Below are 24,491 nucleotides of genomic sequence, written 5' to 3' on the forward strand. Positions count from 1 at the left end.
CCGCGGTCAGTGGGCGGCGTCCAGCCGGGCCCGCTGCTCCCCCGTCAGCTCCAGGTCGACCGCCGCCAGGTTCTCCTCCAGCTGGGCCACCGAGGACGCCCCGGCCAGCGGGATCAGCGGCAGGTCGCCGCCGATCTGCCAGGCCAGGACGACCTGGTTCACGGTCGCGCCGGCCTCCCGGGCGACCTCCCGCAGCACCGTGAGGCGGGCCGGGGTGCCGGGGTGGTCGTAGTCCGCCGGCAGCGGCTTGTCCTCGCGGGTGTAGGCGCCGGCGAGCAGCGGTGAGTAGGCGACCAGGGTGAGGTCGGGCTCGGCGCGCAGGTAGCTCAGGAGTTCGGGCCCCGCGTGGCCGAGGCTGCCGTCGGGGAAGAGGTCGCTCGGCACGTCGGAGCGCGGGCGCAGCAGGCTGTGCTGGTACTGGAGCACCTGGTAGCCGGGCAGTCCGGCCGCGGCGGCCAGCGCGCGGGCCCGTTCCACCCGCCACACGGCGTGGTTGCTGACGCCCAGCAGTCCGACGGTGCCCTCGGCGACCAGCTCGGCGAACCCCTCCACGGTCTCGGCGAGCGGCACCTTCCGGTCCTCGATGTGGGCGTAGAGCAGGTCGATCTTCTCCACCGCGAGCCGTTCCCGGCTGCGTTCGGCGGCTTCCCGGATGACCTTCGCGGACAGGCCCTCCGGGTTGTCGACGTAGCCGGTGCCGGGGGCCAGGGGGCGGGCGCCGAGCTTGGTGGCGACGACGATCTCGTCACCGATTCCCCGGCTGCGCCGCCACCGGCCGAGCAGTTCCTCGCTCTGGCCGCCCTGTCCCCCGTCCGCCCAGAAGGCGTAGTTGTCGGACGTGTCGATGAAGTTCCCGCCGGCCTCGACATAGCGGTCGAGTACGGCGAAGGACGTCTCCTCGTCGGTGTACGAGCCGAACAGCATCGCGCCGAGCGCGAGGACGCTGACCTCGCGTCGGTGCAGCGGGTCGGTGCCGATGGTGCGGTACTTCATGCCGGGTCCCCTCCCGTGGGTGGTGTACGAGGGGGAGTCTTCAGCTTGAAGTGCACTTCAAGTCAAGGGCGTGGCCGCCTACTTGGCGAACGGCCCCTCCAGCGCCGCCCATTGGAGCAGCATGATGGTCTTCGCGTCGGCGATCTCCCCGGTGCGGATCATCTCCAGGGCCTGCCGGAAGGGCAGTTCGAGGATCTCGATGTCCTCGCCCTCCTCGCCCAGGCCGCCGCCCTCGTGGGTGCGGGTGGACGGCCCGTACTCGGCCGCGTAGAAGCTCACCCGCTCGGTGACCGAACCGGGGCTCATGTAGACGTCGAACACATGCTGTACGGCGCCGATGGTGTGGCCGGTCTCCTCCACCACCTCGCGCCGCACGGCGATCTCGGGATGCTCGTCGTCCTCGTCGAGCAGTCCGCCCGGGGTCTCCACGAGCATCCCGTCGGGGTGGCCGTTGACGTACACGGGGAAGCGGAACTGCCGGGTGAGCAGCACCGTTTCACGTCCGGCGTCGTACAGGAGCATGGTGGCGCCGTTGCCGCGGTCGTGGGTCTCGCGCTCCTGGAGGCTCCAGGTGCCGTCGGCGTGCCGGAAGTCGAAGGTGGTGGACCGCTCGACGTACCAGTGACTGGAGAGCAGCTTCACGTCCCGCACCTTCACGCGCGGGTTGCCGGTCAGGTCCAGGCCGGTCCGGTCGAGGCCGGTGCGGCCGCGGCGGTCGGGGGTGTCGATGCCGGGCACGGAGGAAGAGGTCATGGTCCGCTTCTATCATCACGCGGCGCTCTCAGCCCTCGGCGCCCGTGCGCAGCGCGGCCAGCACATCGGCGTCGGTGAGCTGCGCGAAGTCGTCGTACCAGAGCCCGACGGCCATGAAGTCGGCCGGCCGGTGCGGGCAGATCACCTCGTCGGCCTCCCGGCTCATCAGGTCCACGCCCTCGGGCGAGCCGACCGGCACCGCCAGCAGCACGCGCGCGGGCGACCGGCCCCGGATCCAGCGCAGCGCGGCCCGGGCGGTGGCGCCGGTGGCGAGTCCGTCGTCCACCACGATCACGGTCCGCCCGCGCAGGTCGAGAGCGGGGCGGCCGTGCCGGTACAGCTCCTCGCGGCGGTGCAGTTCCGCGCGCTCACGGGCCACCACCGGTCCCAGCGCGGCCCGGGTGAGGCCGAGCCGGTTCAGGGTCCGGTCGTCGAAGACGGGGGGATCGTCACCGCAGAGCGCGCCGACGCCGAGCTCCTCCTGGAAGGGCGCGCCGATCTTGCGCGCGACCAGCACGTCGAGCGGGGCGTCCAGCGCGCGGGCCACTTCCTGGGCCACGGTCACACCGCCCCGGGGAAGCGCGAGGACGACGGGATCCTTCTCGTGCCGGCCGCGCAGTTCCCGGGCCAGCTCCCGTCCGGCGTGCTCACGATCACGGAACAGCGTCATGATCGTCACCCCATTCCCGTGCCGCGCGCTCCGCGTACCCAGGACGAGGGACGTCAGACAGGGGGGCGGGAAAGGGCCCTCACGCGCTCTCGCCCGAGGAGCAGGGATCGGGCCGCTCCGGTCGCCCGCCACTCACCAGTTGGGCGTTGAACTGCGCGCCCGCCAGCAGCACGACGTGGGAGACCCACAGCCACACCAGGAACACCACTCCGCCCGCCAGGGAGCCGTAGAGACGGTTGTACGACGCGATGTGCGACGCGTAGAAGGCGAAGCCCGCCGAGGCCAGCAGCCAGAGCAGCACCGCCAGCGTTCCGCCGGGCAGCGTCTGCCGCAGCCCGCGGGTCTCCGGCGGCCCGGACCGGAAGAGGAGCAGGACCAGGGCGACGACCACCGTGAACAGCAGCGGCCACTTCAACCCGGCCCACACGAGGGCGGCCTGATGGTCCGTTCCCGTGCCCTGCCCGATGGCCCGGGCGACCCACTCGGCGGCCGTCAGCGTCAGCACCCCGCTGACCAGCAGGGCGAGCACGGTCAACGCCCTGAGGAGGGTGGCGGGGAACGCCCGCCACACCGGGCGGCAGTCGGCGACGCCGTGCATCGCGTGCAGCGCCCGCCGGAAGACGGCCAGGTAACTGGAGGCGGACCACAGCGCGGCCCCGCCGGTCACCACGAGCAGCAGCCAGCGGCCCGACGAGCCCCCCGGCGGGCTGCTCAGCGCCTGCTCGAGGATCGGACGGGCCGCCTCCGGCACGAAGACGGCCAGTTGCGCGACGACCTCCTGGGGGGAGTCCGCGCCGAGCAGCGCGATGGAGAAGACCACCACCAGCAGGGCCGGGAAGACGGCCAGCACCGCGTAGTACGTCAGCGCCGCCGCCCAGTCGGTGAGGTCGTCCTCCCAGACGGCGACCGGTGTACGGGCCATGGCCCTGGCGTACGTCCCGTGCTCGCGCCGACCGGACGCCGAGCCGCTCGCGGGTACACCGATCGTCATGACACCACCGCTCCGTTCAGAGCCTGCCGCCCTGGCCGCCACCGCCCCGAGAGGGGTCGGCGAATTGCCTCTCAGGTGCCCCGTCAGGGCGGTGTCACGCCAGGGAGCCCCAGCGGTGTCACCGCGCGTGCTTGCCCTTCGCCGGCTTCGACTTCCCCTTCCGCGCCTTGGCCTTCTCGGCAGCGGGGCCGCCTGCTCCGGGGCCGACCGCATGGCCGCGCTGCCCCTCCCGGCCGGCGGGAGCCGACGGCGTGCCGTCGTCGATCGCCGCGTCCTCGGCGCCGGTGACCGGCTGGTTCCCGGTGCGCGCAGGCGCTGACGCGGAGGAGGCGGCGGCTGCGGCTGCGGCCGACGGGGAGGGCGACGGGGACGGGCTCGGCCGGTCCCCGCCCGGTGCGGCCGGCTCGGTCGTGGCGGGGCGGGGCGGACCGGCCGCCGCGTTCTCCGCCTCGGCGGCCGGTCCGCCCACCGAACCGGCCAGTCCGACACCGAGGACGGTCAGGGCCGCTCCGGCGGTCAGCAGCATCCGGCCGCCCCGGCGGGAGGCGGGCCGGCCGGAAGGGGGCTGCCCGGTCGTCGTCCCGCCGGATGCGGGGGCGGCGGCCTCGACCCCGACGACGCGTAGTCCGGCGCCCGAGCCGTGCGACCGCAGCGTGTCCGGGTTCCGCTCGCCGGCGTCGTCCCCACCGCTCACGGGCACGGCCCCGCGCACGGAAGGACCCGCGGGCGCGCCGTCCGCTCCCGCGGGCTCCTCGGACGCGAAGGCGGCCAGCGCGCGCCCACAGGCCGGGGCGTCGGGCCGGCGGCTCTCGTCCGCGTCGGTCATGGCTTCCAGCAGTTCGGCGAGCGCCGCCGGTATGTCCGACGGGATGACCGGGGGCCGGTGCAGACGGGCGATCGCGGCCTCCAGCGGCGCCCCGTCGTACTCCAGTTCCCCCTTGATGCACTCGATGAGCACCAGTCCCAGGCTGTAGATGTCCGCCGCCGGTCCGGCGCCCCGGCCCAGCACCTGCTCCGGGGCCATGTAGGCGGCGGTCCCCACCAGGGCGCCGGTGACGGTGTGGGCCGTGGTGCCGAGCAGCCGGGAGATGCCGAAGTCGGTGAGGTGGGGGGCGCCCTCCTCGTCCAGCAGGATGTTCGCGGGCTTGACGTCGCGGTGGACGACTCCGGCCCGGTGCACATGGGCCAGCGCCGAGGCCAGCGCGGCTCCGATCCGGCATGCCTCGGCGGGCGCCAGCGGGGCCTCGGTGATCCGCCGCCGCAGCGTCGCGCCCCTGACCAGTTCCATCACCAGGTAGGGCGTCGCGTCGTCCCGCCCGCAGTCGTACACGGTGATCAGGCCGGGGTGCTGCAACTGGGCCAGCAGCCGGCCCTCGCTGTCGAACTGTTCCTCCGTGTCGGCGGCCCCGTCCGGGCGGAAGACCTTCACCGCGACCGGCCGCCGCAGGCGCAGGTCCATGCCCTCGTACACGTCGGCCGCGCCGCCGCGGCCCAGCAGGTCATCGAGCCGGTAACGTCCGCCCACCACCTGGGCGGTGAGCCGGAGGTCCGGTCGGATCGGCCACGAGCGGACTTTCATCACTGCGCTCCCTGCGTCCTGTCATCATCTGCCGTCGTCCGCCCGCCCACGTGTGCTGCCGATGGCCGTGTGGTTGCGAGCACCGTGTGCACGTGTGCCCCCTCAGCTGCCGGGCATCCCCTCCGCGCCGCACCCGATCTCACCGACGGGGGGGTTCGGAGGCGTTTCGGCATGATGGAGTCATGCGGAAACGACCGGTGCTCGTCTTCGACGGTGACTGCGGCTTCTGTACGTCGTCCGTGTCCTTCGTCGAACGCCGCCTCCGCCCCGACTGCGACACCGTCCCCTGGCAGTTCGCGGAGCTGGCGGCGCTGGGCGTGACGCCGGAGCGCGCCGCGCACGAAGCGCTCTGGGTGACCCCGACGGGCCGGGTGTACGGCGGTGCCCGCGCGGTGGCGAAGATCCTGCTGCGCACGGGCGGGGGCTGGGCGCCGCTCGGAGCCCTGCTCATGCTGCCCCCGGTGCGGTGGGTCACCCACGCCGTCTACCGGCTGGTGGCGGACAACCGGCACCGGATGCCGGGCGGGACGGCGGCGTGCGCGGCACCGGCGCCGCGTCGAAGCTGACCGGAGCCGGGTGGTGGCTCCTCGCCGGAGGGGGTAGGTGATGACAGCACACGATCACCGCGTCTGCGAAGGAGACGAGCATGACCGACGACGCCTACCTGTTCCTCGTGGACGACCCGGCGACCCCGCTGGGCGCATCCGTCGCCGCCGTCGGAGACCTGGCATTCCTGGAGACGCCCGCCGTACGGGCCTGGCTCGACGCGCACGAGGTGACCGCCGCCTCCGCGGGGGTCCGGCTGCTGCCGCCGGAGGAGACGGGCGCCATCCCCGACGGGGCCGAGAAGCTGCCCGTTCCGTTGAGTGACGAGGAGCTCGACCGGCTGCGCCTGGCGCTGGCGCCGGCTGCCCTCGCCCGCGTGGAGGAGGAGCTGCTGGCCTATCGCGACTGCGCGGGCGAGCGGGACGCCCTGCTGGCGCGGGCCGCGGCCGCCGGGGTTCCGCCGCACCGCATCGTCGAACTCACCGGCGAGGACCCCCGGACCGTGGCATCGGCGACGCGGCGGGACGGCGGGGGCGCCGCATGACGCCCGAGGAGACCCGGACGAGGCTTCGGGAGCTGGAGGACCGGCTCGGCGAGCGCACCCCGGCGCCGATCGAGGGCCAGACCCGCATCCCCCTCCCCCGGCCCACCTCGGCGGACGACAAGGACGAGGGGGACGGGGGTACCGGCGGTGTCGGGGGATGACCGGATCCGGTCCGCGAACGATCGAGGAGCCGCCGCAGATCGCTCTGCGACGGCTCCTCGACCTGCGACTCTCACGAGTCGGGACGACAGGATTTGAACCTGCGACCCCTTGACCCCCAGTCAAGTGCGCTACCAAGCTGCGCCACGTCCCGGTGCGCTCACCCACGGTGACATGTGTGATCGCGCGAACAGCACTTTACCGCACACCCGGGGGCGGCTTCGAAGGGGGCGCCGGGCGCGGCACAATCGGCGTATGGGCAGCACATCGTCGGGTCGGGAAGCCGGGGCACGGGACCGGGACAACGAGGGGCGGGCACGCAACGCGCGGCCCCGGGACGGGCTCGGGCGGCCCCTGCCCTACGGCGCGAGCGGAGTGGACCGGCAGCCCGAGGGCGTCGTGCGCACCCCCGAGCAGACCGTCGCCGAGGCGCAGGAGTTGCTGGACGCGGGGCGGCCGTTCCACGCGCACGAGGTCTTCGAGGACGCGTGGAAGTCGGGACCGGACCGGGAGCGCGGTCTGTGGCGGGGGCTGGCCCAGCTCGCGGTGGGCCTGACGCACTCGGCCCGCGGGAACGTCACCGGGGGCGCCCGGCTGCTCCGGCGCGGGGCCGGCGCGGTCGACGAGTGGGCGGCCGGCACCGGGCTGCGGCGGCCGTACGGGATGGACCTGGCGGGGGTGACCGCCTGGGCGCGGGAGCTGGCGGCGACCGTGGAGGCGCGGTCGGTGCCGGTCGACGCGGGCCGGTGCGCGCCGACGCTGCGCGGGGCGCGGTAGGTCCTGCCGCTCGGACCAGCCCGTGCGGCGAACGCCGTAGGGGCGACGCGGTGTCGGCGCTGTCAGTGGGGTGCGGCAGACTCGGGGGGTGCGAAAGATTCATGTCATCGGTATCGGCGCGGGCGACCCCGACCAGTTGACCCTCCAGGCGGTCCGCGCGCTGCGGAGCACGGACGTGTTCTTCGTCCTGGACAAGGGCGAGGTGAAGTCGGACCTGACCCGGCTGCGCCGGGACATGCTGGACGCACACGTGCCGCGGGGGACGTACCGCGTGGTCGAGGCGCGCGACCCGGAGCGGGACCGCTCGGCCGGCGGGTCCGCCTACTCCCCCGCCGTCGGTGACTGGCGCAGCGCCCGCGCCGGTATCTACGAGCGGCTGATCACCGAGGAGCTCGGCGCGGACGAGACCGGGGCGTTCCTGGTCTGGGGCGATCCGGCGCTCTACGACAGCACGCTGGGGATCCTGGAGGAGGTGCTGCGCAAGGGCGCGGTGACCTTCGCGTACGACGTCATCCCCGGCATCAGCAGTGTCTCCGCGCTCGTCGCCCGCCACCGGACCGGCCTCAACCGGGTGGCCCGTCCCGTGCAGATCACCACCGGGCGGCGGCTCGCCGAGGGGTTCCCCGAGGGCGTGGACGACGTGGTGGTGATGCTCGACGCGCACCAGACCTTCCGGCGGTACGCCGACCAGGACATCGACATCTACTGGGGCGCCTACATAGGCACCCCGGACGAGATCCTCGCCTCCGGCCCGATCGCCGAGGCGGCGCCGCGGATCGAGCGGCTGCGCGCCGAGGCCCGCGAGCGCAAGGGCTGGATCATGGACACGTATCTGCTGCGCCGCAACCCGGAGCACGGCCCGGACCACACCTAGGGCCCGTCCCGCGTGCGGGGGCCACCGCCCGGTGTGATCGTGTCCTCGTGACCATCGCCGAGGACATCGCGCGTCCGCCCGCCGCGGAGCCTCCTGTGCTGGACAAGCGGCGGCGCAACGTCGTCTTCGTCACGATCATGCTGGGCATACTGCTGGCCGCCCTGGACCAGACGATCGTCGGCACCGCGCTGCCCACGATCGTGTCGGACCTCGGCGGTGCCGCGCACATGTCGTGGGTGGTGACGTCGTACCTGCTCGCCGAGACCGTCGCGACCGTGCTGGTGGGCAAGTTCGGCGACATGTTCGGCCGCAAGGTGGTCTTCCAGGTCTCGGCGATCGTGTTCATCACGGGCTCGTTCCTGTGCGGCCTCGCCGACAACATGACGCTGCTGATCGTGTGGCGGGCGATGCAGGGCGTCGGCGCGGGCGGACTCATGGTCACCTCGATGGCGCTGATCGCCGATGTGATCCCGCTGCGCGAGCGCGGCAAGTACCAGGGCGCGATCGGCGCCGTGTTCGGGGTGGCCACGGTCGTCGGACCGCTGCTGGGCGGCCTGTTCACCGACCATCTCTCCTGGCGCTGGGCGTTCTACGTCAACGTCCCCATCGCGATCGTCGTCGTCATCGCCGCCGCCCGCACCATCCCGGTGGTGAAGTCGGCCGCCCGGCCGGTCATCGACTATCTCGGCATCGCGTTCGTCGCGACCGGCGCCAGCGCGCTGATCCTGGCGACGAGTTGGGGCGGCAACCAGTACGCGTGGGGTTCGGGCGTCATCATCGGCCTGTTCGTCGGCGGGGTGCTCGCCCTCGGGCTCTTCTGCTGGGTGGAGACCCGCGCGGCCGAACCCATGCTGCCCATGCGGCTGTTCGGCAACCCGGTCTTCACGGTCTGCTCGGTCCTCAGCTTCATCGTCGGCTTCGCCATGCTCGGCGCGCTGACCTATCTGCCGACGTATCTGCAGTACGTGGACGGCGACTCCGCCACCGTCTCCGGCGTGCGGACGCTGCCCATGGTGGCCGGACTGCTGATCGCGTCTGTCTTCAGCGGCAACGTGGTCAGCAAGACCGGCAGATACCGGATCTTCCCGATCATCGGCTCCCTGGTCATGGGCGTCGGGCTGTATCTGATGTCCCTGATGGGGCCGTCGACCGGGGCCTGGCTGGAATCGCTGTACATGTTCGTGCTCGGCACCGGCATCGGCCTGTGCATGCAGGTGCTGACGATCGCGGTGCAGAACACCGTGGAGTACGCCGATCTCGGCACCGCGACCTCGGGCGTGACCTTCTTCCGCACGCTGGGCAGTTCCTTCGGTACGGCCGTCTTCGGCACGATCTACACCAACAGCCTCACGCCCCACCTGCGGGAGGGAGTCGAGGCCGCCTCCCGGACCGGGGAGGTGGACCCGGCGACCGTCGCGCGGGCGGCGACCAGTCCCGAGGGCGTGCACGACCTGCCGCCGGCGGTCGCTGCGCCCATCGTCGACGCCTACGCGAACACCCTCCAGACCGTGTTCCTGTGGACGGTGCCGGTCGCGGCGCTCGGTTTCCTCGTCGCCCTGTTCCTCAAGCAGGTCGAGCTGCGGGACAGTGCCCGGATGGGGTCCACGGACATGGGCGAGGGGTTCGCGCAGCCGCGCGGCGCCGACTCGCAGCGGGTGCTGGAAGCCTCCGTCATGAAGATCATCGGCAGTACCGATCTGGACACCGCACGCGAGCTGGTGCGGGCCTCCGACACCCGTCTCGACGTGGCCGGCGCCTGGGCGGTGATGCAGGTGGAGCTGCTGACCCGGATGGTCGGCCACGCCGGCCTGGGGCTGATCGCCGCCCGCCGCCATGTGCCGCCCGAGGTACTGCTGCCGGTCTTCGACCGGATGGTCGACGAGGGCTATCTGACCCGCGACGGCTCCCTGCTCTCGCACACCCGGGCGGGCGCCCGGGAGGCCGAGGTGATCACCCGTTCCTGGGCCGTCTGGCTGGAGGAACGGGTGGAGCGGGACCTCGGCCGCCCCTCCGGCGCGGATCTGCGCGCCGCCGTCGACACGATCGCCAAGCGGCTGCTCCTGGAGGACCTGAGCAGCGGCATGCCGGCCCGGCTGAGGGAACCGGCGACGGAGGCCGCCCGCTGAAAGCCGATTGCCCCGCGGCGCCGGTCACCGTCATGATCGGGCCATGTCTCCCGCACCGGTCCGCTTCCACGATCCCGGCACGGGCGGGTACGGCTACCGCGACTCGGTGCTGGTCCGCTGCCCGGGCTGCGACCGCGTCGCCCACTTCGGGTCGGCCAGGGTGATCTGCCGGTCCTGCGGCCGGTGCGGCCCCGTCGCGCAGGGCACCTGGCCGGCGCTGTGGCTCCGGGCGGAGACCCGGCACGGTGAGCTGTGGGCGTACAGCCTCGAACACCTGGACCTGATCCGCCGGTTCGTCGCGGCGGATCTGCGCGAGCGGGCGCCCTGGTACGAGCACGGCCGGAAGATGACCGTCGTGGCGAGGCTCCCCACCTGGGTCAAGAGCGCCAAGAACCGCACCGAGGTGCTGCGCGTCATCGACCGGATGCGGCGCTCGGTCATCGAGGGCTGAGCCCCAGCCGTTGCAGTACGCCCGCCACGTCCGGCACCGCCACGACGTCCTCGGGCAGCGGCGGACGCCGTACGACCACCACGGGGAGCGCGAGGTGCCGGGCGGCGGTGAGTTTCGCCGCCGTCGCCTGCCCGCCGCTGTCCTTGGTCACCAGTACGTCGACGCAGTGGCCCAGCAGCAGGGCCGTCTCGTCGGCCACCGTGAACGGGCCGCGGGCCAGCAGGACTTCGGTGCGCGGCGGCAGCGGCGGCTCGGGCGGCTCCACGGACCGTACGACGAAGTGCAGGTCCGTCAGCCGGGCGAAGGCCGCGAGGCTGAGGCGGCCCGTGGTCAGGAAGACCCGGCGGCCCAGGCTCGGCAGCAGTTCGGCGGCCGCGTCCAGCGAGGCGACCGGATGCCAGCGGTCCTGCGGGCCGGGCTGCCAGCCGGGGCGGCGCAGCACGACCCCCGGTACACCGGTCGCCGCGGCGGCGCGGGCGGCGTTCGCCGTGATCGACGCGGCGAAGGGGTGGGTGGCGTCGACGAGGGCGTCCACGCGCTCCTCGCGCAGCCACCTCGCGAGCCCGTCCGCACCGCCGAACCCTCCGATGCGCACCTCGCCGGTGACGGTGCCGGGCCGTTTGACGCGGCCCGCGAGCGAGGTGGTCACCCGGACGCCGGGCAGCGCGGTGAGCACGGCGGCGAGTTCACGGGCCTCCGTGGTGCCGCCGAGGATGAGGACATGCGGGGCCATGGGGTGAGCCTACGGCCGTCCGCGCGGCGCGGTCCTGCGGTGCCGCCGCGCGGTTCAGGGCAGCAGGAGCTGGACGCCGCCCACCACGGTCGCCGCGATGACGAGGTGCTCGAAGAGTCGCTGGTCGATCCGGTTCACAGCCCATTTGCCGAGGAGCGCGCCGGGCACCACGAACCCCACGAGCGCGGCGTCGAGCAGCAGCGAGCGGCTGTCGATGAGGCCGAGCCCGACGCTGAACGGCACCTTGGAGACGTTGACGATGAGGAAGAAGAAGGCCGAGGTGCCCAGGAACCCGAGCTTCCGGAAGCCCGCCGAGAGCAGGTACATCGCCATCACCGGGCCGCCGGCGTTGGCGACCATGGTGGTGAACCCGCCGAGGACGCCGTAGGAGCGGGCCTTGATCCGGCCGCCGCGGGTCACCACCGCGTCCGGGTCCCGCTCGGTGTCGGCGAACCTGCGCCGCCACACCGTCACGGCGGCCATCAGCAGCAGGATCGCGCCGATCGACGTCCGGACGATCCCGTCGTCGGCCCACATCAGGAACACCGTGCCCGCGACCACTCCGCCCGCGACCGCGGGGAACAGCCGCCACAGCGTGGGCCAGTGCGCGTGCCGCCGGTAGGTGAGCACGGCGAGCAGGTCCCCGGCGATCAGCACCGGAAGCAGGACGCCCGTGGAGGCCCGGGCGGGCAGCACCGCGGCGAAGACCGCCAGGCTGACCGTGTTGGCGCCGCTCACGGCGGTCTTGGAGAAGCCGACGAGCAGCGCCGCGAAGGCGAGCGCGGCGAACTCCCAGCCGGTGAGGTGCCACAGCGTCATCGTGTCCATGCGAAGACCGATGCTATGCACATTCAACCAGCACGTCAGCAGGCGCCTCACCGGTCGGCGAACGCATCGCGCCAGGCATCGCCCGGCAGGCGGGCAGGCGCCGGCAGGACCTAGTGGCGCTCGACCAGCACCGCGCTCCCCTGCCCCACCCCCACGCACATCGTGGCCAAGCCGCGCTCCGCGCCCGTGCGGCGCATCCGGTGCAGCAGGGTGGTCAGGATGCGGGCGCCCGAGCAGCCCAGGGGGTGACCGAGTGCGATCGCGCCGCCCGTGGGATTGACCAGCTCCGGATCGATCCCGAGCCGGTCGACGCAGGCCAGCGCCTGCGCCGCGAACGCCTCGTTGAACTCGGCCTCCTGGAGGTCCGCCACGCTCCACCGCGCCCGCGCGAGCACCTTCTGCGTGGCCGGAACCGGCCCGATCCCCATCACATCCGGATGCACACCCGCGGACGCGCCGCCCGCGTACCGTCCGAGCGATTCGAGACCGAGTTCGTTCAGGGCCTCCTCGCTGACGAGGAGCAGCCCCGCGGCACCGTCGTTCATCGGCGAGGCGTTCCCCGCGGTGACCGTGCCGCCCTCCCGGAAGACGGGCTTGAGCCGCGCGAGCTTCTCCACCGAGGTGTCCTCGCGCACGCACTCGTCGGTGTCGACGACCACCCCGTCGGGCCGCTCGACCGGCAGCAGTTCGTCGTCGAAGTAGCCGTTCTTGCGGGCTTCGGCGGCCAGCCGGTGGCTGCGCAGCGCGAACTCGTCCTGCCGCTCGCGCGAGACGCCGTGGCGCGAGGCGACCTCCTCCGCGGTCTCCCCCATGGACAGCAGCCCGTGCAGGTCCTTCATCGCCGGGTTGACCAGCCGCCAGCCGAGCCGGGTGTCGACGGTCTCGATGCGGTGCGGCAGGGCCTCGTCGGGCCGGGCCAGGACGAAGGGGGCGCGGCTCATCGACTCGGATCCGCCCGCGAGCACGATGTCGGCCTCACCCGCGGCGATGGTGCGGGCGGCGGTGGTCACGGCCTCCAGACCGGACGCGCACAGCCGGTTCACCGTGGCGCCGGGCACCGACTCGGGGAGCCCGGCGAGCAGCGCGGCCATGCGGGCGACGTTGCGGTTGTCCTCGCCGGACTGGTTGGCGGCGCCCCAGTACACGTCGTCGATGCGCGCCGGGTCGAGCGCGGGCACGTCGGCGACCAGCCCGCGGATCACGGTCGCGGCGAGATCGTCGGGCCGTACGCAGGACAGGGCTCCGCGCAGTTTGCCGATGGGGGTGCGGCGGGCGGCCGCGAAGTGGACGGGACGCACGAGAAGGACTCCTGACCGACAGCGACTCTCTTAATTAGCACCGCTAGTTTTTGACTATAGACCGCCGCCCCTCCCCCTGGGAAGAACCCCGGCCGACGGCGGAACGCCGCGTTTGCACGAGTACACCCCGGGCACCCGCGCCTCATGGAGTGGTTGCGGAAAGCAGCCTGCGCAGGGGAGGACCCCGAGTTGTTCTTTCCCGTGGGCCTACGCGGGCCGGCGCTGCGGGAGACCGCGGCGGCCAAGCGCGTGTGCGCCCGCTGCCCGGTGATCACCCAGTGTCTGGCCTTCGCGCTGCACAGCGGCCAGGCATCGGGTGTGTGGGGCGGGACCTGCGAGGAGGAACGCGCCGTACTGCTCCGGACGTCAAGGCAGCACGCCGAGAGGAGAAGCACCCTATGACCGTGGTGAAGAGCACTCTGCCCGACAAGGAACGCCGGATCGCCGGTGACGCCCTCCAGGACACGCTGGTCGACCTGCTGGGTCTGTCACTGATCGGCAAGCAGGCGCACTGGAACGTCGTCGGACCGAGGTTCCGCTCGATCCACCTGCAGCTGGACGAGGTCGTCCTGGCCGCCCGCGAGCACGCCGACACCGTCGCCGAACGCGCCGCCGCGATCGGCGTCTCCCCCGACGGCCGCCCGGAGACCGTAGCCGCCTCCCTCAGCCTGCCCGGTGCGGACGAGGGCTGGCTGCGCGACACCGAGGTCGTCAAGCTGATGGTGGCCGCGCTGGAATCGGCCATCGGCCGGCTGCGCGCCCGCATCGACGCCACCGAGAAGGCGGATCCCGTCACCCAGGACCTGCTCATCAGCGTCACCGGCGACCTGGAGAAGCAGCGCTGGATGTTCGACGCCGAGAACTGGCCCCGGGACGAGTAGCCGCACGGGCGAGCAGACGGGCAAGAGGGCGAGTGAAAAGGGGCTGACCATGACCGACTCCCTCGAACTCGACGCGCTGTGGGAGGACTTCCACCGTGCCGTGAACATGACCTCGCAGGAACTGGCCGCCTGGCTGCGGGTCAGCGAGGCCTCCGAGGAGACCGAACCCCTCCCCGAGCACGCCGGTTCGCCGACCGGACAGCATGTCCTGGCGATCCTCCAGAAGCGCCGCACGGACCTCACCGACGAGGACGTCGCGGTCATGTACGAGGTGGTCGACACGGTCGCCGAACAGGCGGACGCGGAGAGCGAACCCGCGGCGGAGGACCCCCGGCGCAGGCACCTGCTGATGTCCCTGGGCCACGACCCGCTCAAGGCGTGAGCGCCGTGAACAGGCGGCGCCCGCCCGAGTGTTGAGGTGGCCGACAGCCGACCGTGAGGTGGCCGAAGACAGACTCCGCCGTCTCCGATGATCGTGAAAGACTGCCCGCAGCGCACCCCCGTGCCGAGCGAGCAGAGGAGCCATGTGTGACCGGGACCGAGCCGGCCGTCCGTATCGACACCACCCGGCCCCATCCGGCCCGGGTGTACGACTGGTACCTCGGCGGCAAGGACAACTACCCGGTCGACGAGGCCCTCGGCCGCCAGATCATGGCGATCGACACGGGTGCGCCGCGGGCGGCGCGCAGCAACCGCTGTTTCATGCAGCGGGCCACGCGCCACCTCGCCGGGACCACCGGCATCCGCCAGTTCCTGGACATCGGCACGGGCATACCCACCGAGCCCAACCTCCACCAGATCGCCCAGTCCTTCGCCCCGGACGCGCGCGTGGTCTACGTCGACAACGACCCCATCGTCCTCGCGCACGCCGAGGCGCTGCTGCGCGGCACCCCGGAGGGCGTGACGCAGTACCTCCAGGCCGACGCCCGGGAGCCGGACGCGATCCTCGAACAGGCCGCCCGCCTGCTGGACTTCGACCGCCCGATCGCCCTGTCCCTGATCGCCCTGCTGCACTTCGTCGCGGACGAGGACGGCGCCTACGAGCTGGTGGACACCCTCGTCAAGGCACTGGCACCGGGCAGTTGTCTCGTCCTGTCCTGCATGACCGCCGACTTCGAGCCCGAGAACGTCCGGCAGGGCATCGAGCGGTACGCGGCGGGCGGGGTGACGCTCGTCGCGCGTACCCGGGCCGAAGTGGGCGGCTTCTTCAAGGGACTCGACCTGATGGAGCCGGGGATCGTGTCGGTGCGGGACTGGCGCCCCGACCTCGCCCGGGACGAGGCCCCGCTCGGCGACGGACCGGTGTCCCTCTATGGCGGGGTCGCCCGCAAACCCTGAGGCATCCTGCTCACCCTCCTCCTCCCAGGACCCAACCTCCCCTGCCCGGTGCCGTTCCGGAGACGCCGATTCCGAAGACAGGATGATCAAGGGACGGCACAATGGCCCCACGGCCGGTTTCCGACTCTCCCGTCGCGGTGCCGCAGGACGGCACGGTGGCCGTGAAACCCTGACGCCCCAGCGAGTGTCGCGGCCCAGCTCGACGAGGAGAACGGATGACCACCCTTGCCGATCCCGTGCCCGGAGGGCGTCCCGGGGCGTTCACCGCGTGGGGCCGGGAGTCCCGCGAGGCGGGCGTGCGGGTGATCACCGGCACCGCTGGCCTCGACGGCATGATGAGGTCCACGCGGCTGTCTCAGGAGACCACCGGCAAACCGGAGTTGCTCGACGCCGGGCAGGCCCGCGCCCCGGGCGTGCGTCGGCTGCCGGCCTCGCTCGGTGAGGCCATGGCGGAGGTCCGGGCGGACGAGGCGCCGCGCACCGCCCTCGGGCCGGTGCTCACCGACGCGATGATCGCCGTACGCCAAGGGGAGATCGCAGCCGCCGACGGGCTCGACGACGGGCGGATCGCGGCGGCGTACCGTCGGCGGTACTGACGTGCCGGCCACCGCGGTCCACGAGTCCCTCGACGCCCAGCCGTTCACCGATCACCACTGCCGCGGCGTGGTCACCGGAGACCCGGACCGGCCGGGCTTCCAGCGCCAGGCCGCGGCGCTGGAGATCACACCCTTCCGCAAACTGCTGTACAGCTCCGACGCCTACGGTCTGGCCGAGTTCCACCTGCTCGGCGCGGTGTCCTTCCGGCACGGTCTCGGGGCGCTGCTCCAGGACCGGGTGGACGCCGACGAACTGAGCCTGCCGGACGCGCTGTGCATCGTCCGGTGGACCGGCTCCGCCAACGCCCGCCGCCTGTACGGACTTCCCGCCGAAACCGTCCACCGTCGCGACTGAGCGCGCGCCGATCCCGGAAAGTATGATCAAGCAATGTCTGATATGACCGAAACCACGCCCGGTTGGCTGACCTCCGACGAGCTGGAGATGGCCCGCGCCCGTATGCCGATCCTCTATGTCGAGGCCGTGCCCGTGCGTGTCGACGACAGCGGCGAGGTCACCAGCATCGGCCTGCTCCTGCGCATCGGACCGGACGGAACGGTCAGCCGGACCCTGGTCTCCGGCCGGGTGCTGCACCACGAGCGGGTGCGCGACGCGCTCCTGCGGCACCTGGAGAAGGACCTCGGCCCGGTCGCGCTGCCCCGGGTCCCGGCCTCCCTCCAGCCCTTCACGGTCGCGGAGTACTTCCCGACGCACGGCGTCACGCCGTACCACGACCCGCGCCAGCACGCGGTCTCCCTCGCCTATGTGGTGCCGGTCACCGGGGACTGCCGCCCCCGCCAGGACGCTCTGGACCTGGTCTGGTTCAGCCCGCAGGAGGCGCTGTCCCCCGCGGTGCAGAGCGAGATGCCGGGCGGGCACGGCGTGCTGCTGAAGCAGGCGCTGGCGCATGTCGGCTGTGTGATCTGACGGTCACGCGCAGTCGCCGCGCGGTCGACTCCGGCTCGATGATGGCTCGATGTCCGCCCGCCACCAAATTTGAATTGTTCGTTTTCTTGAACCATTCGTGTTTATGAGGGTAGGTTCGGCGCATGAGCTCATCCGGAACCCCCACCACCGCCGAGGAGCTGCGCGGCGCCGGCCTGCGGGTGACGGCTGCCCGGGTCGCGCTGCTGGAGACCGTCCGGCACGGCGACCACCTGGGTGTCGAGGCCATCGCCTCCGGCGTGCGGGACCGCGTGGGCCATGTCTCCCTGCAAGCCGTGTACGAGGGCCTGCACGCCCTCACCACGGCCGGGCTCGTCCGCCGTATCGAGCCGGCCGGCAGTCCGGCCCGGTTCGAGGGCCGCGTCGGGGACAACCACCACCACGTCCTGTGCCGGTCGTGCGGTGCCGTCGCCGACGTCGACTGCGCGGTCGGCGACGCCCCCTGCCTGACCGCCTCGGACGACCACGGCTTCGCGATCGACGAGGCCGAGGTCATCTACTGGGGCGTGTGCCCCGACTGCTCGCCCTCCCAGACACCTTGAGCACCCGCTCCACCCAAAGCCCGGAAGGATTCCCATGGCTGAGAACCCCGACGCAATCGTCACCGACCCCAAGACGGAGGAGGTCACGGGGGGCTGCCCCGTCGCGCACGGTCGTGCCGCGCACCCGACCCAGGGCGGCGGCAACCGCCAGTGGTGGCCCGAGCGGCTCAACCTGAAGATCCTTGCCAAGGACCCGGTGGTCGCGAACCCGCTCGGCGCGGACTTCGATTACGCCGAGGCGTTCCAGTCCCTCGACCTGGCCGCCGTGAAGCAGGACATCGCCGAGGTGCTCACCTCCTCGCAGGACTGGTGGCCCGCCGACTTCGGCAACTACGGCCCCCTGATGGTCCGTATGGCCTGGCACAGCGCCGGCACCTACCGCATCAGCGACGGCCGCGGCGGTGGCGGCCGCGGGCAGCAGCGCTTCGCGCCGCTGAACAGCTGGCCGGACAACGGCAACCTCGACAAGGCCCGCCGTCTGCTGTGGCCGGTCAAGAAGAAGTACGGCCAGTCCCTGTCCTGGGCCGACCTCATGATCCTCACGGGCAATGTGGCGCTGGAGCAGATGGGCTTCGAGACCTTCGGCTTCGGCGGCGGCCGCGCCGACGTCTGGGAGGCCGACGAGGACGTCTACTGGGGCCCCGAGACCACCTGGCTCGACGACCAGCGCTACAGCGGCGACCGTGAGCTGGAGAACCCGCTCGGCGCGGTCCAGATGGGCCTCATCTACGTCAACCCGGAGGGCCCCAACGGCAACCCGGACCCGATCGCCGCGGCCCGCGACATCCGGGAGACCTTCCACCGGATGGCGATGAACGACGAGGAGACCGTCGCGCTGATCGCCGGTGGTCACACCTTCGGCAAGACCCACGGCGCCGGCCCGGCCGACCATGTCGGCAACGACCCCGAGGCCGCCTCCATGGAGGAGCAGGGCCTGGGCTGGAAGTCCACCTACGGCACCGGCAAGGGCGGCGACGCGATCACCAGTGGTCTGGAGGTCACCTGGACCACCAAGCCCACCCAGTGGAGCAACGACTTCTTCGACATCCTCTTCGGCTTCGAGTGGGAGCTGACCGAGTCCCCGGCCGGCGCCAAGCAGTGGGTGGCCAAGGACGCCGAGGCGATCATCCCCGACGCGCACGACCCGTCGAAGAAGCGTCTGCCCACGATGCTCACCACCGACCTCTCGCTGCGCTTCGACCCGATCTACGGCCCGATCTCCAAGCGCTTCCACGAGAACCCGGCCGAGTTCGCGGACGCCTTCGCCCGCGCCTGGTACAAGCTGACCCACCGTGACCTGGGCCCGAAGTCGCTGTACCTCGGCCCGGAGGTCCCCGAGGAGACGATGCTGTGGCAGGACCCGCTGCCGCAGGCTGAGGGCGAGGCCATCGACGCCGCCGACGTGGCGGCCCTGAAGGCCAGGATCCTCGCCTCGGGTCTGACCGTCCCGCAGCTGGTCTCCACCGCGTGGGCGTCGGCCTCGACGTTCCGCGGCAGTGACAAGCGCGGTGGCGCCAACGGTGCCCGGATCCGCCTGGAGCCGCAGCGCGGCTGGGAGGTCAACAACCCCGACGAGCTCGCCCAGGTGCTGCGCACCCTGGAGGAGATCCGGAGCGAGTTCAACTCCGGCGCCAAGAAGGTCTCCCTGGCCGACCTGATCGTCCTCGGTGGCACCGCCGCCGTGGAGCAGGCCGCCAAGGACGCCGGTGTCGAGGTCGACGTGGCCTTCTCCCCGGGCCGGGTCGACGCGACCGAGGAGCACACCGACGTCGAGTCGTTCGCGGCGCTGGAGCCGACGTCCGACGGGTTCCGCAACTACCTCGGCAAGGGCAACCGGCTGCCGGCCGAGTACCTGCTGCTGGACCGGGCGAACCTGCTCACGCTGACCGCCCCCGAGATGACCGTGCTCGTCGGCGGCCTGCGGGTCCTCGGCGCCAACCACAACGGCTCCAAGCACGGCGTGCTCACCGAGACGCCGGGCAAGCTGACCAACGACTTCTTCGTCAACCTGCTCGACCTGGGCACGGAGTGGAAGTCGACGTCCCCGGACCAGAGCACCTTCGAGGGCCGTGACCTGGCCTCCGGCGCGGTCAAGTGGACCGGCACCCGCGCCGACCTGGTCTTCGGCTCCAACTCCGAGCTGCGGGCGCTCGCGGAGGTCTACGCGAGCGACGACGCGAAGGAGAAGTTCGTGCGGGACTTCGCCGCGGCGTGGTCCAAGGTCATGGACCTGGACCGCTTCGACCTGGTCTGAGCGAACCCCGCCCCTGGACACCCGGGCCGGCCGACACACCCGTCGGCCGGCCCGGCCGTCTGTGTACTGTGCCTGTCCCACCGCATCGCCGTCCCGAATCGAGGCTGACCTGTTGGAACTCGCCTTCACCGGCCAGGTGATCGAATGGCGCGGCCCGTCGCCGTACTACTTCGTCCCCGTACCGCGGGAGGAGTCCGCCGACATCCACCAGGTCGCGTCCGCGGCCACCTACGGCTGGGGCGTGATCCCGGTGGAGGCCCGCATCGGCGCGGTCGCCTTCACCACGTCACTGTTCCCGAAGGACGGCCGCTACCTGCTGCCGCTGAAGGCCGCGGTACGCATGCCGCAGGGCCTGGAGGCGGGCGACGAGGTGGAGATAGAACTGACGGTCCGCTGGCAGTGACCCCGGACATGACGGAGGACGCTGTGATGGGTGAGCAGACGAAGCCCGAGGTGGACGTTCCCCAGGGTGCCGCTCCCACCGAGCTGACCCCGTTTGTTCGCCCTGGGCGGCGGCAGGGTCATCAAGGGCATGGACCGGGGTCGCTTCAGGAACCTTCCAGCAGCTCGCGCAACGTCCCGGCGGCGCGTACCGCGGCGTCACCGCAGCAGTTGTTGAACAGGACGTGCAACTGCTCGGCCCGGTCCGCCAGGACGCGCAGGCGCGGCAGCCAGGCGGCCAGCTCCTCCCGCGTGTAGGTATGGCGGAAGCGGTCCTCCTTGCTTCCGGTCCCCCAGGCGGCGCTACGGCCGTGAAAGCGGACCACCGCGAGCCTCGGTGACGTGACGGGTGTGACGGCGGGCATCGAGGTGGGCAGCCCTTGGACCGTGTCGACGGCCACCGCGGTGGCGTCCAGGTCCCTCAACAGGGCGGCCGTGTGCTCCCGCCGGTCCTCGCACCACCAGTCGGGATGGCGGAACTCCACGGCCATCGGCCACTGGTACGCCCGCTTCCTGGTGGCATCGAGCACGGTCTCCGCCCGCGCGCCCGGACCGAACCACGGCGGGAACTGGAACAGTACGGCGCCCAGCCGGCCGGACTCCTGGAGGGGCCGCAGGGCCGCGCCGAAACGGTGCCAGACCTCGTCGAGCAGCTCCGGGTCGTCGAGGGCGTGGCCGCGCAGGTCGGCGGGCAGGGCGGTCCTGCGGGTCGGGTGGCCGGTGAGGAGGGAGAACGCCTTGACATCGAACCGGAAGCCCGGCGGCGTGCGTTCGTTCCAGAGCAGACTGTTGCGCACGCTGGGAAGCGCGTAGTAGCCGGCGTCGACCTCCACGACGGAGAAGTGCTCGGCGTAGTGCCGCAGCCGCCCCTCCGGGTCACGGCGCCCGGGCGGGTACCATCCGCTGGCCACCAGCGCCTTGTCCGTCCACGAACACGTCCCGATCAGAAACTCGCCCATCCCGGCCGTCCTTTCCTCGCGGCCCCTCTACCCGGGAAAGCGCTCACCCCCTCCGTGACGTTCTCCGTGCTGTTCTGCCGCCCCCGGACGCACGAAAGGCCGCTCTCTCGTCACGAGAGAACGGCCTCCGACCTGCGTTTCCGCACAGTCGGGACGACAGGATTTGAACCTGCGACCCCTTGACCCCCAGTCAAGTGCGCTACCAAGCTGCGCCACGTCCCGATGCCGCTGACCTGGGCTTTCCCCGGGCCGAACGAACAGGGAAACAATACCGCACTCGGGTCCGTGGTCGCGCACCGGTTTATTCGGCGCGGGCCCGCTCCGGCTGCCCCGCGGGCATCGATCCGGCGGTCGGCGCGTCGGCCCGTACCAGGTCACGCACCGGCCGGACCGCGAGCAGGGTCGCCGCGACGACCAGGCTCGTCACCCCCGCGACCAGCAGGACGTTCTCGGCGCCGAGCGCGGACGCGGAGGGGCCCGCGAGGGCCTGGCCCACCGGCATCATGGCCAGGGAGCCGGCCACGTCGTAGGCGTGGATGCGGTTGAGGACGTCCGGCGGGACCTGGGTCTGGACGGTGGTCGCCCACATCACGCTCCAGAAGGACATGCCCGCACCCGCCACCGCGGCACCCGCCGCCATCGCGGGTACGTCCAGGCCGAGGCCCACGGTCGCCGGGAAGCCGACGAAGGCGAAGAGGCTGATCGCGCCGGCCCGCAGCATACGGCGGGGGCGCAGGCGCAGGGCGAGGAGGCCGCCGACGACGGTGCCCGCGCCGAGGGCGGAGTTGATCAGGCCGTAGGCGCCGGCGCCGTGCTCCTGCACCACCTCGGTCGCGACCAGCGGCAGGGTCGGGCCCCACACCATGAGCATGTACAGGCACCAGACGGCGATGACCGCCCAGAGCCAGGTGCGCGCCCGGAACTCCCGCCAGCCCTCGACCAGGTCCGCCCGGAAGGTGCTCGGTACCGGCGCGCTGCCGGAGGCGAGCGGGGGCAGGCGCAGCAGGAGCAGGCACAGGGCGCTCACCGCGTACGTCGCGGCGTGGGCGGCGAAGACACCTCCCGGGGAGGCGAGGCCGACGAGGAGGCCGGCCAGGGCGGGGCCCGCGAGGTGGGCCGCGGACTCCGCGATGCGTATGGCGCCGTTCGCGCCCTGGACGTCGGTGGCGAGCCGGGGGGGTCGTACTGGCGACGCCGGGCTGGAAGACGGCGCCCGCGACACCGTTGACGAAACCGATCGCGCAGATCTCCCACAGCACCACATGACCGCTGAAGAACAGGGCCGCGGCGAGGGCCTGGGTGCCCAGCCGCACCAGGTCGGCGCCGATCATGAGCCGGCGGGTGCTGAAGCGGTCGGCGATCACTCCGCCGAAGACGACGAACCCGGCGAAGGCGGCGGCCGTGGCGGCCATGGCGAGGCCGACCGCGCCCGCGCCGTACCCGTGCTGGAGCAGTCCGGCGGCGAGGGCCACCGGCAGCATGGTGTCGCCGAGCCGGGCGACGGCACGGGCGGCGAAGAAGAGGGCGAAGTCCCTGGACCAGACCGGACGGACCTCGCCCGACACCTTCGACCGCCGCCTCGCCATCCCCGCGCTCCCCTCCCCGTGCACCGGTCACCGCGGCAGCCGGGGCCCCCTCCGCCCCGGCTTCCGCTCACGCCTCCGGATCATGCCACGCGGCACTGACAACGCCCGAGGGGATTTCAGTCCGCGGCCGGAAGCCCCAACTCCGGGTGGGCCTCCAGGAGTCGGGTGGGTGCCGCCTGGCGCCAGGAGTCGGCGAGGATGTCCCGCAGCTCCTCCCCGTCCTCCAGCGCCGCGAGCCGGACCCGCACCCAGGCGAACTGCGCCTCGTGGCCGGCGATCCAGAACTTCCCCGGCTCGGCCAGCACCAGTTCGTCGCGCTCCTCCTTGGGGCAGCGCACGGCGATGGAGGTCTCGTCCTCGGGCAGCGTCGCGAACATCTTCCCCGCCACCCGGAACGTGGGCATGTTCCAGGCGGTCTTCTCCGTCGTGTCCGGCAGGGACAGGGCGGTACGGCGTACGTCTTCGGCATCCTGCATGGCAGGCACCGTAACCGCTCGCACTGACATCACCGGGCGGGTACGGGCGCCCCGACCTGCTTGTAGTACAGCGTCGTCGGCCGCAGCGTTCCGCCCGGGTCCGCCGCGTAGTCGGGGATCACCCCGGCCCGGGTCCAGCCTGCCGAGCGGTAGAGGTGCTCGGCGGGGCTGCCGGTCTCGGTGTCGAGGTGCAGGAGGGTGATCCCCGCGGCGGTGGCCGCCTGCTCGGCGGTGGCCAGGAGCGTACGGCCGAGGCCGCGGCCGCGCGCGTCCCGGTGCACCATCAGCTTGACCAGCTCGGCGCGGTGGCGGCTGTTGGGCTTGTCGGGGAAGGCCAGGCTGACGGTGCCGACGATCCGCCCGCCGTCGACCGCCGCCCACACCGCGAACGGCCCTTCCGCCCGGGCTTTCCACCACTCCTCCGCGGCGGCCCTGTCCAGTGGCGCGAGAAACCCGACCGAGGCACCCCCCGCCACGGCGTCCACCAGCAGCTCCGCCAACTCATCGGTACGGGCGAGCAGTTGACCCTCGTCCAGCCGGAGGACGTTCACGGCAGCACCACCGCCAGCACATACCGCGCCTCGCCGGGGCCGGTGCACCGGAACCGCGTGGGCCCCCACACCCGCAACCGCAGGCAGTCCCCCGCTTCCAGGTGGTGCTGGGCGTCCTGCGCCGTCACCTCCAGCTCTCCTTCGAGGACCCAGAGGTGCTGCTCCAGACCCGGCACGGGCGGCCGGTCGTAGGCGATGTCGGCGCCCGCCGCGAGCCGGCCCTCGACGAGTTCGCCGCGCAGCCCGGGATGCGGCGGGGAGACGGACCGCCGGACGAAGCCGGAGGCCCGGTCCGCCCAGACCTGCTGCTCGGCGGCCCGCACCAGCAGCGCGGGCTCGGATTCCACCTCGCTGAGCAGCTGGGACATGGTCCGCCCGTACACCCCGCAGAGCCGGTTGAGCAGCGCGGCGGTGGGGCTGATCTCCGCCCGCTCGGCCCGGGACAGGGTCGACTTGCTGACGCCGCTGCGCTCCGCGACCTCACCCAGCGACCACCCGCGCTCGGCCCGCAGCGCGGCCAGCCGCGCACCGAGCCGGACGTCGACGGGGTCGACCTCCACACTCTGTTTCATATCCGGGACCCTATCCCAGATGTGATACGG

The 24,491-nt window shown here is 72.5% G+C and carries 28 protein-coding genes, 2 tRNA genes and 2 pseudogenes; 17 read left to right on the top strand and 15 right to left on the bottom strand.

Going from position 1 to position 24,491, the window contains the following annotated elements:
- Positions 1 to 6: 6 nt before the first annotated feature.
- The 5 genes from ACWD1Z_RS04765 to ACWD1Z_RS04785 all read right to left on the bottom strand — a co-directional run bounded on the left by ACWD1Z_RS04765 (position 7) and on the right by ACWD1Z_RS04785 (position 4,986).
- Entirely contained in the window at positions 7 to 993 is a 987-nt protein-coding gene (locus ACWD1Z_RS04765; RefSeq protein WP_451115540.1) for an aldo/keto reductase, read from the bottom strand.
- Positions 994 to 1,071: 78 nt separating this feature from the next.
- Positions 1,072 to 1,746 (bottom strand): NUDIX domain-containing protein, encoded by a 675-nt coding sequence (locus ACWD1Z_RS04770; RefSeq protein WP_451115542.1) that lies wholly within the window; start codon positions 1,744 to 1,746, stop codon positions 1,072 to 1,074.
- A gap of 28 nt (positions 1,747 to 1,774) precedes the next feature.
- On the bottom strand, positions 1,775 to 2,416 hold the full coding sequence (locus ACWD1Z_RS04775; protein WP_451115543.1) for a phosphoribosyltransferase: 642 nt from the start codon (positions 2,414 to 2,416) through the stop codon (positions 1,775 to 1,777).
- A 79-nt stretch (positions 2,417 to 2,495) separates the two neighbouring features.
- Positions 2,496 to 3,407 (bottom strand): YihY/virulence factor BrkB family protein, encoded by a 912-nt coding sequence (locus ACWD1Z_RS04780; protein ID WP_451115545.1) that lies wholly within the window; start codon positions 3,405 to 3,407, stop codon positions 2,496 to 2,498.
- A 118-nt stretch (positions 3,408 to 3,525) separates the two neighbouring features.
- Positions 3,526 to 4,986, bottom strand: coding sequence for a serine/threonine-protein kinase (locus tag ACWD1Z_RS04785; protein ID WP_451115547.1), 1,461 nt, complete (start codon positions 4,984 to 4,986; stop codon positions 3,526 to 3,528).
- Between the two features lie 182 nt (positions 4,987 to 5,168).
- Between ACWD1Z_RS04785 and ACWD1Z_RS04790 the strand changes: the two genes are divergently transcribed.
- From ACWD1Z_RS04790 to ACWD1Z_RS04800, 3 genes are all read left to right on the top strand, one after another.
- The gene (locus tag ACWD1Z_RS04790) at positions 5,169 to 5,552 is read left to right on the top strand and encodes a thiol-disulfide oxidoreductase DCC family protein (RefSeq protein ID WP_451115548.1); all 384 of its coding nucleotides are present in this window, start codon (positions 5,169 to 5,171) and stop codon (positions 5,550 to 5,552) included.
- 80 nt (positions 5,553 to 5,632) lie between these two features.
- The gene (locus ACWD1Z_RS04795; protein ID WP_451115550.1) at positions 5,633 to 6,076 is read left to right on the top strand and encodes a DUF6003 family protein; all 444 of its coding nucleotides are present in this window, start codon (positions 5,633 to 5,635) and stop codon (positions 6,074 to 6,076) included.
- The gene (locus ACWD1Z_RS04800; protein WP_451115552.1) at positions 6,073 to 6,237 is read left to right on the top strand and encodes a hypothetical protein; all 165 of its coding nucleotides are present in this window, start codon (positions 6,073 to 6,075) and stop codon (positions 6,235 to 6,237) included. Before ACWD1Z_RS04795 ends, ACWD1Z_RS04800 begins: the two co-directional genes overlap by 4 nt.
- A 78-nt stretch (positions 6,238 to 6,315) precedes the next feature.
- Here ACWD1Z_RS04800 and ACWD1Z_RS04805 read toward each other — a convergent pair.
- Positions 6,316 to 6,389 (bottom strand) — tRNA-Pro (locus ACWD1Z_RS04805).
- A gap of 101 nt (positions 6,390 to 6,490) precedes the next feature.
- Between ACWD1Z_RS04805 and ACWD1Z_RS04810 the strand changes: the two genes are divergently transcribed.
- From ACWD1Z_RS04810 to ACWD1Z_RS04825, 4 genes are all read left to right on the top strand, one after another.
- A complete protein-coding gene (locus tag ACWD1Z_RS04810; protein WP_451115554.1) occupies positions 6,491 to 7,012 on the top strand; it encodes a DUF309 domain-containing protein in 522 nt (173 codons plus the stop codon).
- Positions 7,013 to 7,100: 88 nt separating this feature from the next.
- On the top strand, positions 7,101 to 7,886 hold the full coding sequence (gene cobF, locus ACWD1Z_RS04815) for a precorrin-6A synthase (deacetylating) (protein WP_451115556.1): 786 nt from the start codon (positions 7,101 to 7,103) through the stop codon (positions 7,884 to 7,886).
- Positions 7,887 to 7,933: 47 nt separating this feature from the next.
- The gene (locus ACWD1Z_RS04820; protein WP_451115558.1) at positions 7,934 to 10,012 is read left to right on the top strand and encodes an MDR family MFS transporter; all 2,079 of its coding nucleotides are present in this window, start codon (positions 7,934 to 7,936) and stop codon (positions 10,010 to 10,012) included.
- A 43-nt stretch (positions 10,013 to 10,055) separates the two neighbouring features.
- Positions 10,056 to 10,463 (top strand): hypothetical protein, encoded by a 408-nt coding sequence (locus tag ACWD1Z_RS04825; protein WP_451115559.1) that lies wholly within the window; start codon positions 10,056 to 10,058, stop codon positions 10,461 to 10,463.
- On the opposite strand, the gene ACWD1Z_RS04830 is transcribed toward ACWD1Z_RS04825, so the two are convergent.
- The 3 genes from ACWD1Z_RS04830 to ACWD1Z_RS04840 form a co-directional block, all read right to left on the bottom strand.
- On the bottom strand, positions 10,450 to 11,196 hold the full coding sequence (locus ACWD1Z_RS04830) for a cobalt-precorrin-6A reductase (RefSeq protein ID WP_451115561.1): 747 nt from the start codon (positions 11,194 to 11,196) through the stop codon (positions 10,450 to 10,452). The two genes, ACWD1Z_RS04825 and ACWD1Z_RS04830, sit on opposite strands and share 14 nt — an antisense overlap.
- Before the next feature lie 54 nt (positions 11,197 to 11,250).
- Positions 11,251 to 12,024 carry a sulfite exporter TauE/SafE family protein gene (locus tag ACWD1Z_RS04835; protein ID WP_451115562.1) on the bottom strand — a complete coding sequence of 258 codons (774 nt, stop codon included), beginning with the start codon at positions 12,022 to 12,024 and terminating at the stop codon, positions 11,251 to 11,253.
- Between the two features lie 110 nt (positions 12,025 to 12,134).
- Positions 12,135 to 13,322 carry a thiolase family protein gene (locus ACWD1Z_RS04840; protein ID WP_451115564.1) on the bottom strand — a complete coding sequence of 396 codons (1,188 nt, stop codon included), beginning with the start codon at positions 13,320 to 13,322 and terminating at the stop codon, positions 12,135 to 12,137.
- A 144-nt stretch (positions 13,323 to 13,466) separates the two neighbouring features.
- On the opposite strand from ACWD1Z_RS04840, the gene ACWD1Z_RS04845 reads away from it, so the two are divergent.
- The 10 genes and pseudogenes from ACWD1Z_RS04845 to ACWD1Z_RS04890 all read left to right on the top strand — a co-directional run bounded on the left by ACWD1Z_RS04845 (position 13,467) and on the right by ACWD1Z_RS04890 (position 20,279).
- Positions 13,467 to 13,724: a WhiB family transcriptional regulator gene (locus ACWD1Z_RS04845; RefSeq protein WP_451115566.1), complete on the top strand. Its 258-nt coding sequence runs from the start codon at positions 13,467 to 13,469 to the stop codon at positions 13,722 to 13,724.
- Positions 13,721 to 14,203 (top strand): Dps family protein, encoded by a 483-nt coding sequence (locus tag ACWD1Z_RS04850; protein WP_451115568.1) that lies wholly within the window; start codon positions 13,721 to 13,723, stop codon positions 14,201 to 14,203. Before ACWD1Z_RS04845 ends, ACWD1Z_RS04850 begins: the two co-directional genes overlap by 4 nt.
- A 49-nt stretch (positions 14,204 to 14,252) precedes the next feature.
- The gene (locus ACWD1Z_RS04855) at positions 14,253 to 14,585 is read left to right on the top strand and encodes a DUF3140 domain-containing protein (protein ID WP_451115570.1); all 333 of its coding nucleotides are present in this window, start codon (positions 14,253 to 14,255) and stop codon (positions 14,583 to 14,585) included.
- A gap of 146 nt (positions 14,586 to 14,731) precedes the next feature.
- The gene (locus tag ACWD1Z_RS04860; protein ID WP_451115572.1) at positions 14,732 to 15,541 is read left to right on the top strand and encodes an SAM-dependent methyltransferase; all 810 of its coding nucleotides are present in this window, start codon (positions 14,732 to 14,734) and stop codon (positions 15,539 to 15,541) included.
- Positions 15,542 to 15,756: 215 nt separating this feature from the next.
- On the top strand, positions 15,757 to 16,137 hold the full coding sequence (locus ACWD1Z_RS04865) for a hypothetical protein (protein ID WP_451115573.1): 381 nt from the start codon (positions 15,757 to 15,759) through the stop codon (positions 16,135 to 16,137).
- A gap of 109 nt (positions 16,138 to 16,246) precedes the next feature.
- A pseudogene (locus ACWD1Z_RS04870) lies at positions 16,247 to 16,492 on the top strand (amidohydrolase family protein); the annotation flags it as partial.
- A 42-nt stretch (positions 16,493 to 16,534) separates the two neighbouring features.
- Positions 16,535 to 17,062 (top strand): NUDIX hydrolase family protein, encoded by a 528-nt coding sequence (locus ACWD1Z_RS04875; RefSeq protein ID WP_250073405.1) that lies wholly within the window; start codon positions 16,535 to 16,537, stop codon positions 17,060 to 17,062.
- Positions 17,063 to 17,184: 122 nt separating this feature from the next.
- Positions 17,185 to 17,622, top strand: coding sequence for a Fur family transcriptional regulator (locus tag ACWD1Z_RS04880; protein ID WP_451115575.1), 438 nt, complete (start codon positions 17,185 to 17,187; stop codon positions 17,620 to 17,622).
- Positions 17,623 to 17,656: 34 nt separating this feature from the next.
- A complete protein-coding gene (katG, locus tag ACWD1Z_RS04885) occupies positions 17,657 to 19,876 on the top strand; it encodes a catalase/peroxidase HPI (protein WP_451115577.1) in 2,220 nt (739 codons plus the stop codon).
- 112 nt (positions 19,877 to 19,988) lie between these two features.
- Positions 19,989 to 20,279, top strand: coding sequence for a DUF1905 domain-containing protein (locus ACWD1Z_RS04890; RefSeq protein WP_451115579.1), 291 nt, complete (start codon positions 19,989 to 19,991; stop codon positions 20,277 to 20,279).
- 145 nt (positions 20,280 to 20,424) lie between these two features.
- Here ACWD1Z_RS04890 and ACWD1Z_RS04895 read toward each other — a convergent pair whose 3' ends face one another.
- From ACWD1Z_RS04895 to ACWD1Z_RS04920, 6 genes and pseudogenes are all read right to left on the bottom strand, one after another.
- The gene (locus ACWD1Z_RS04895) at positions 20,425 to 21,276 is read right to left on the bottom strand and encodes a DUF72 domain-containing protein (protein WP_451115581.1); all 852 of its coding nucleotides are present in this window, start codon (positions 21,274 to 21,276) and stop codon (positions 20,425 to 20,427) included.
- A 148-nt stretch (positions 21,277 to 21,424) separates the two neighbouring features.
- Positions 21,425 to 21,498, bottom strand: a tRNA-Pro gene (locus ACWD1Z_RS04900).
- A 79-nt stretch (positions 21,499 to 21,577) separates the two neighbouring features.
- Positions 21,578 to 22,862 (bottom strand): annotated as a pseudogene (locus ACWD1Z_RS04905) (MFS transporter).
- A gap of 116 nt (positions 22,863 to 22,978) precedes the next feature.
- Positions 22,979 to 23,338 (bottom strand): MmcQ/YjbR family DNA-binding protein, encoded by a 360-nt coding sequence (locus ACWD1Z_RS04910; RefSeq protein ID WP_451115582.1) that lies wholly within the window; start codon positions 23,336 to 23,338, stop codon positions 22,979 to 22,981.
- 29 nt (positions 23,339 to 23,367) lie between these two features.
- Positions 23,368 to 23,889, bottom strand: coding sequence for an N-acetyltransferase family protein (locus ACWD1Z_RS04915; RefSeq protein WP_451115584.1), 522 nt, complete (start codon positions 23,887 to 23,889; stop codon positions 23,368 to 23,370).
- Positions 23,886 to 24,461 (bottom strand): helix-turn-helix domain-containing protein, encoded by a 576-nt coding sequence (locus ACWD1Z_RS04920; protein WP_451115586.1) that lies wholly within the window; start codon positions 24,459 to 24,461, stop codon positions 23,886 to 23,888. Before ACWD1Z_RS04920 ends, ACWD1Z_RS04915 begins: the two co-directional genes overlap by 4 nt.
- Positions 24,462 to 24,491 lie beyond the last annotated feature (30 nt).

This window comes from Streptomyces sp. NPDC002784 (assembly GCF_053592135.1).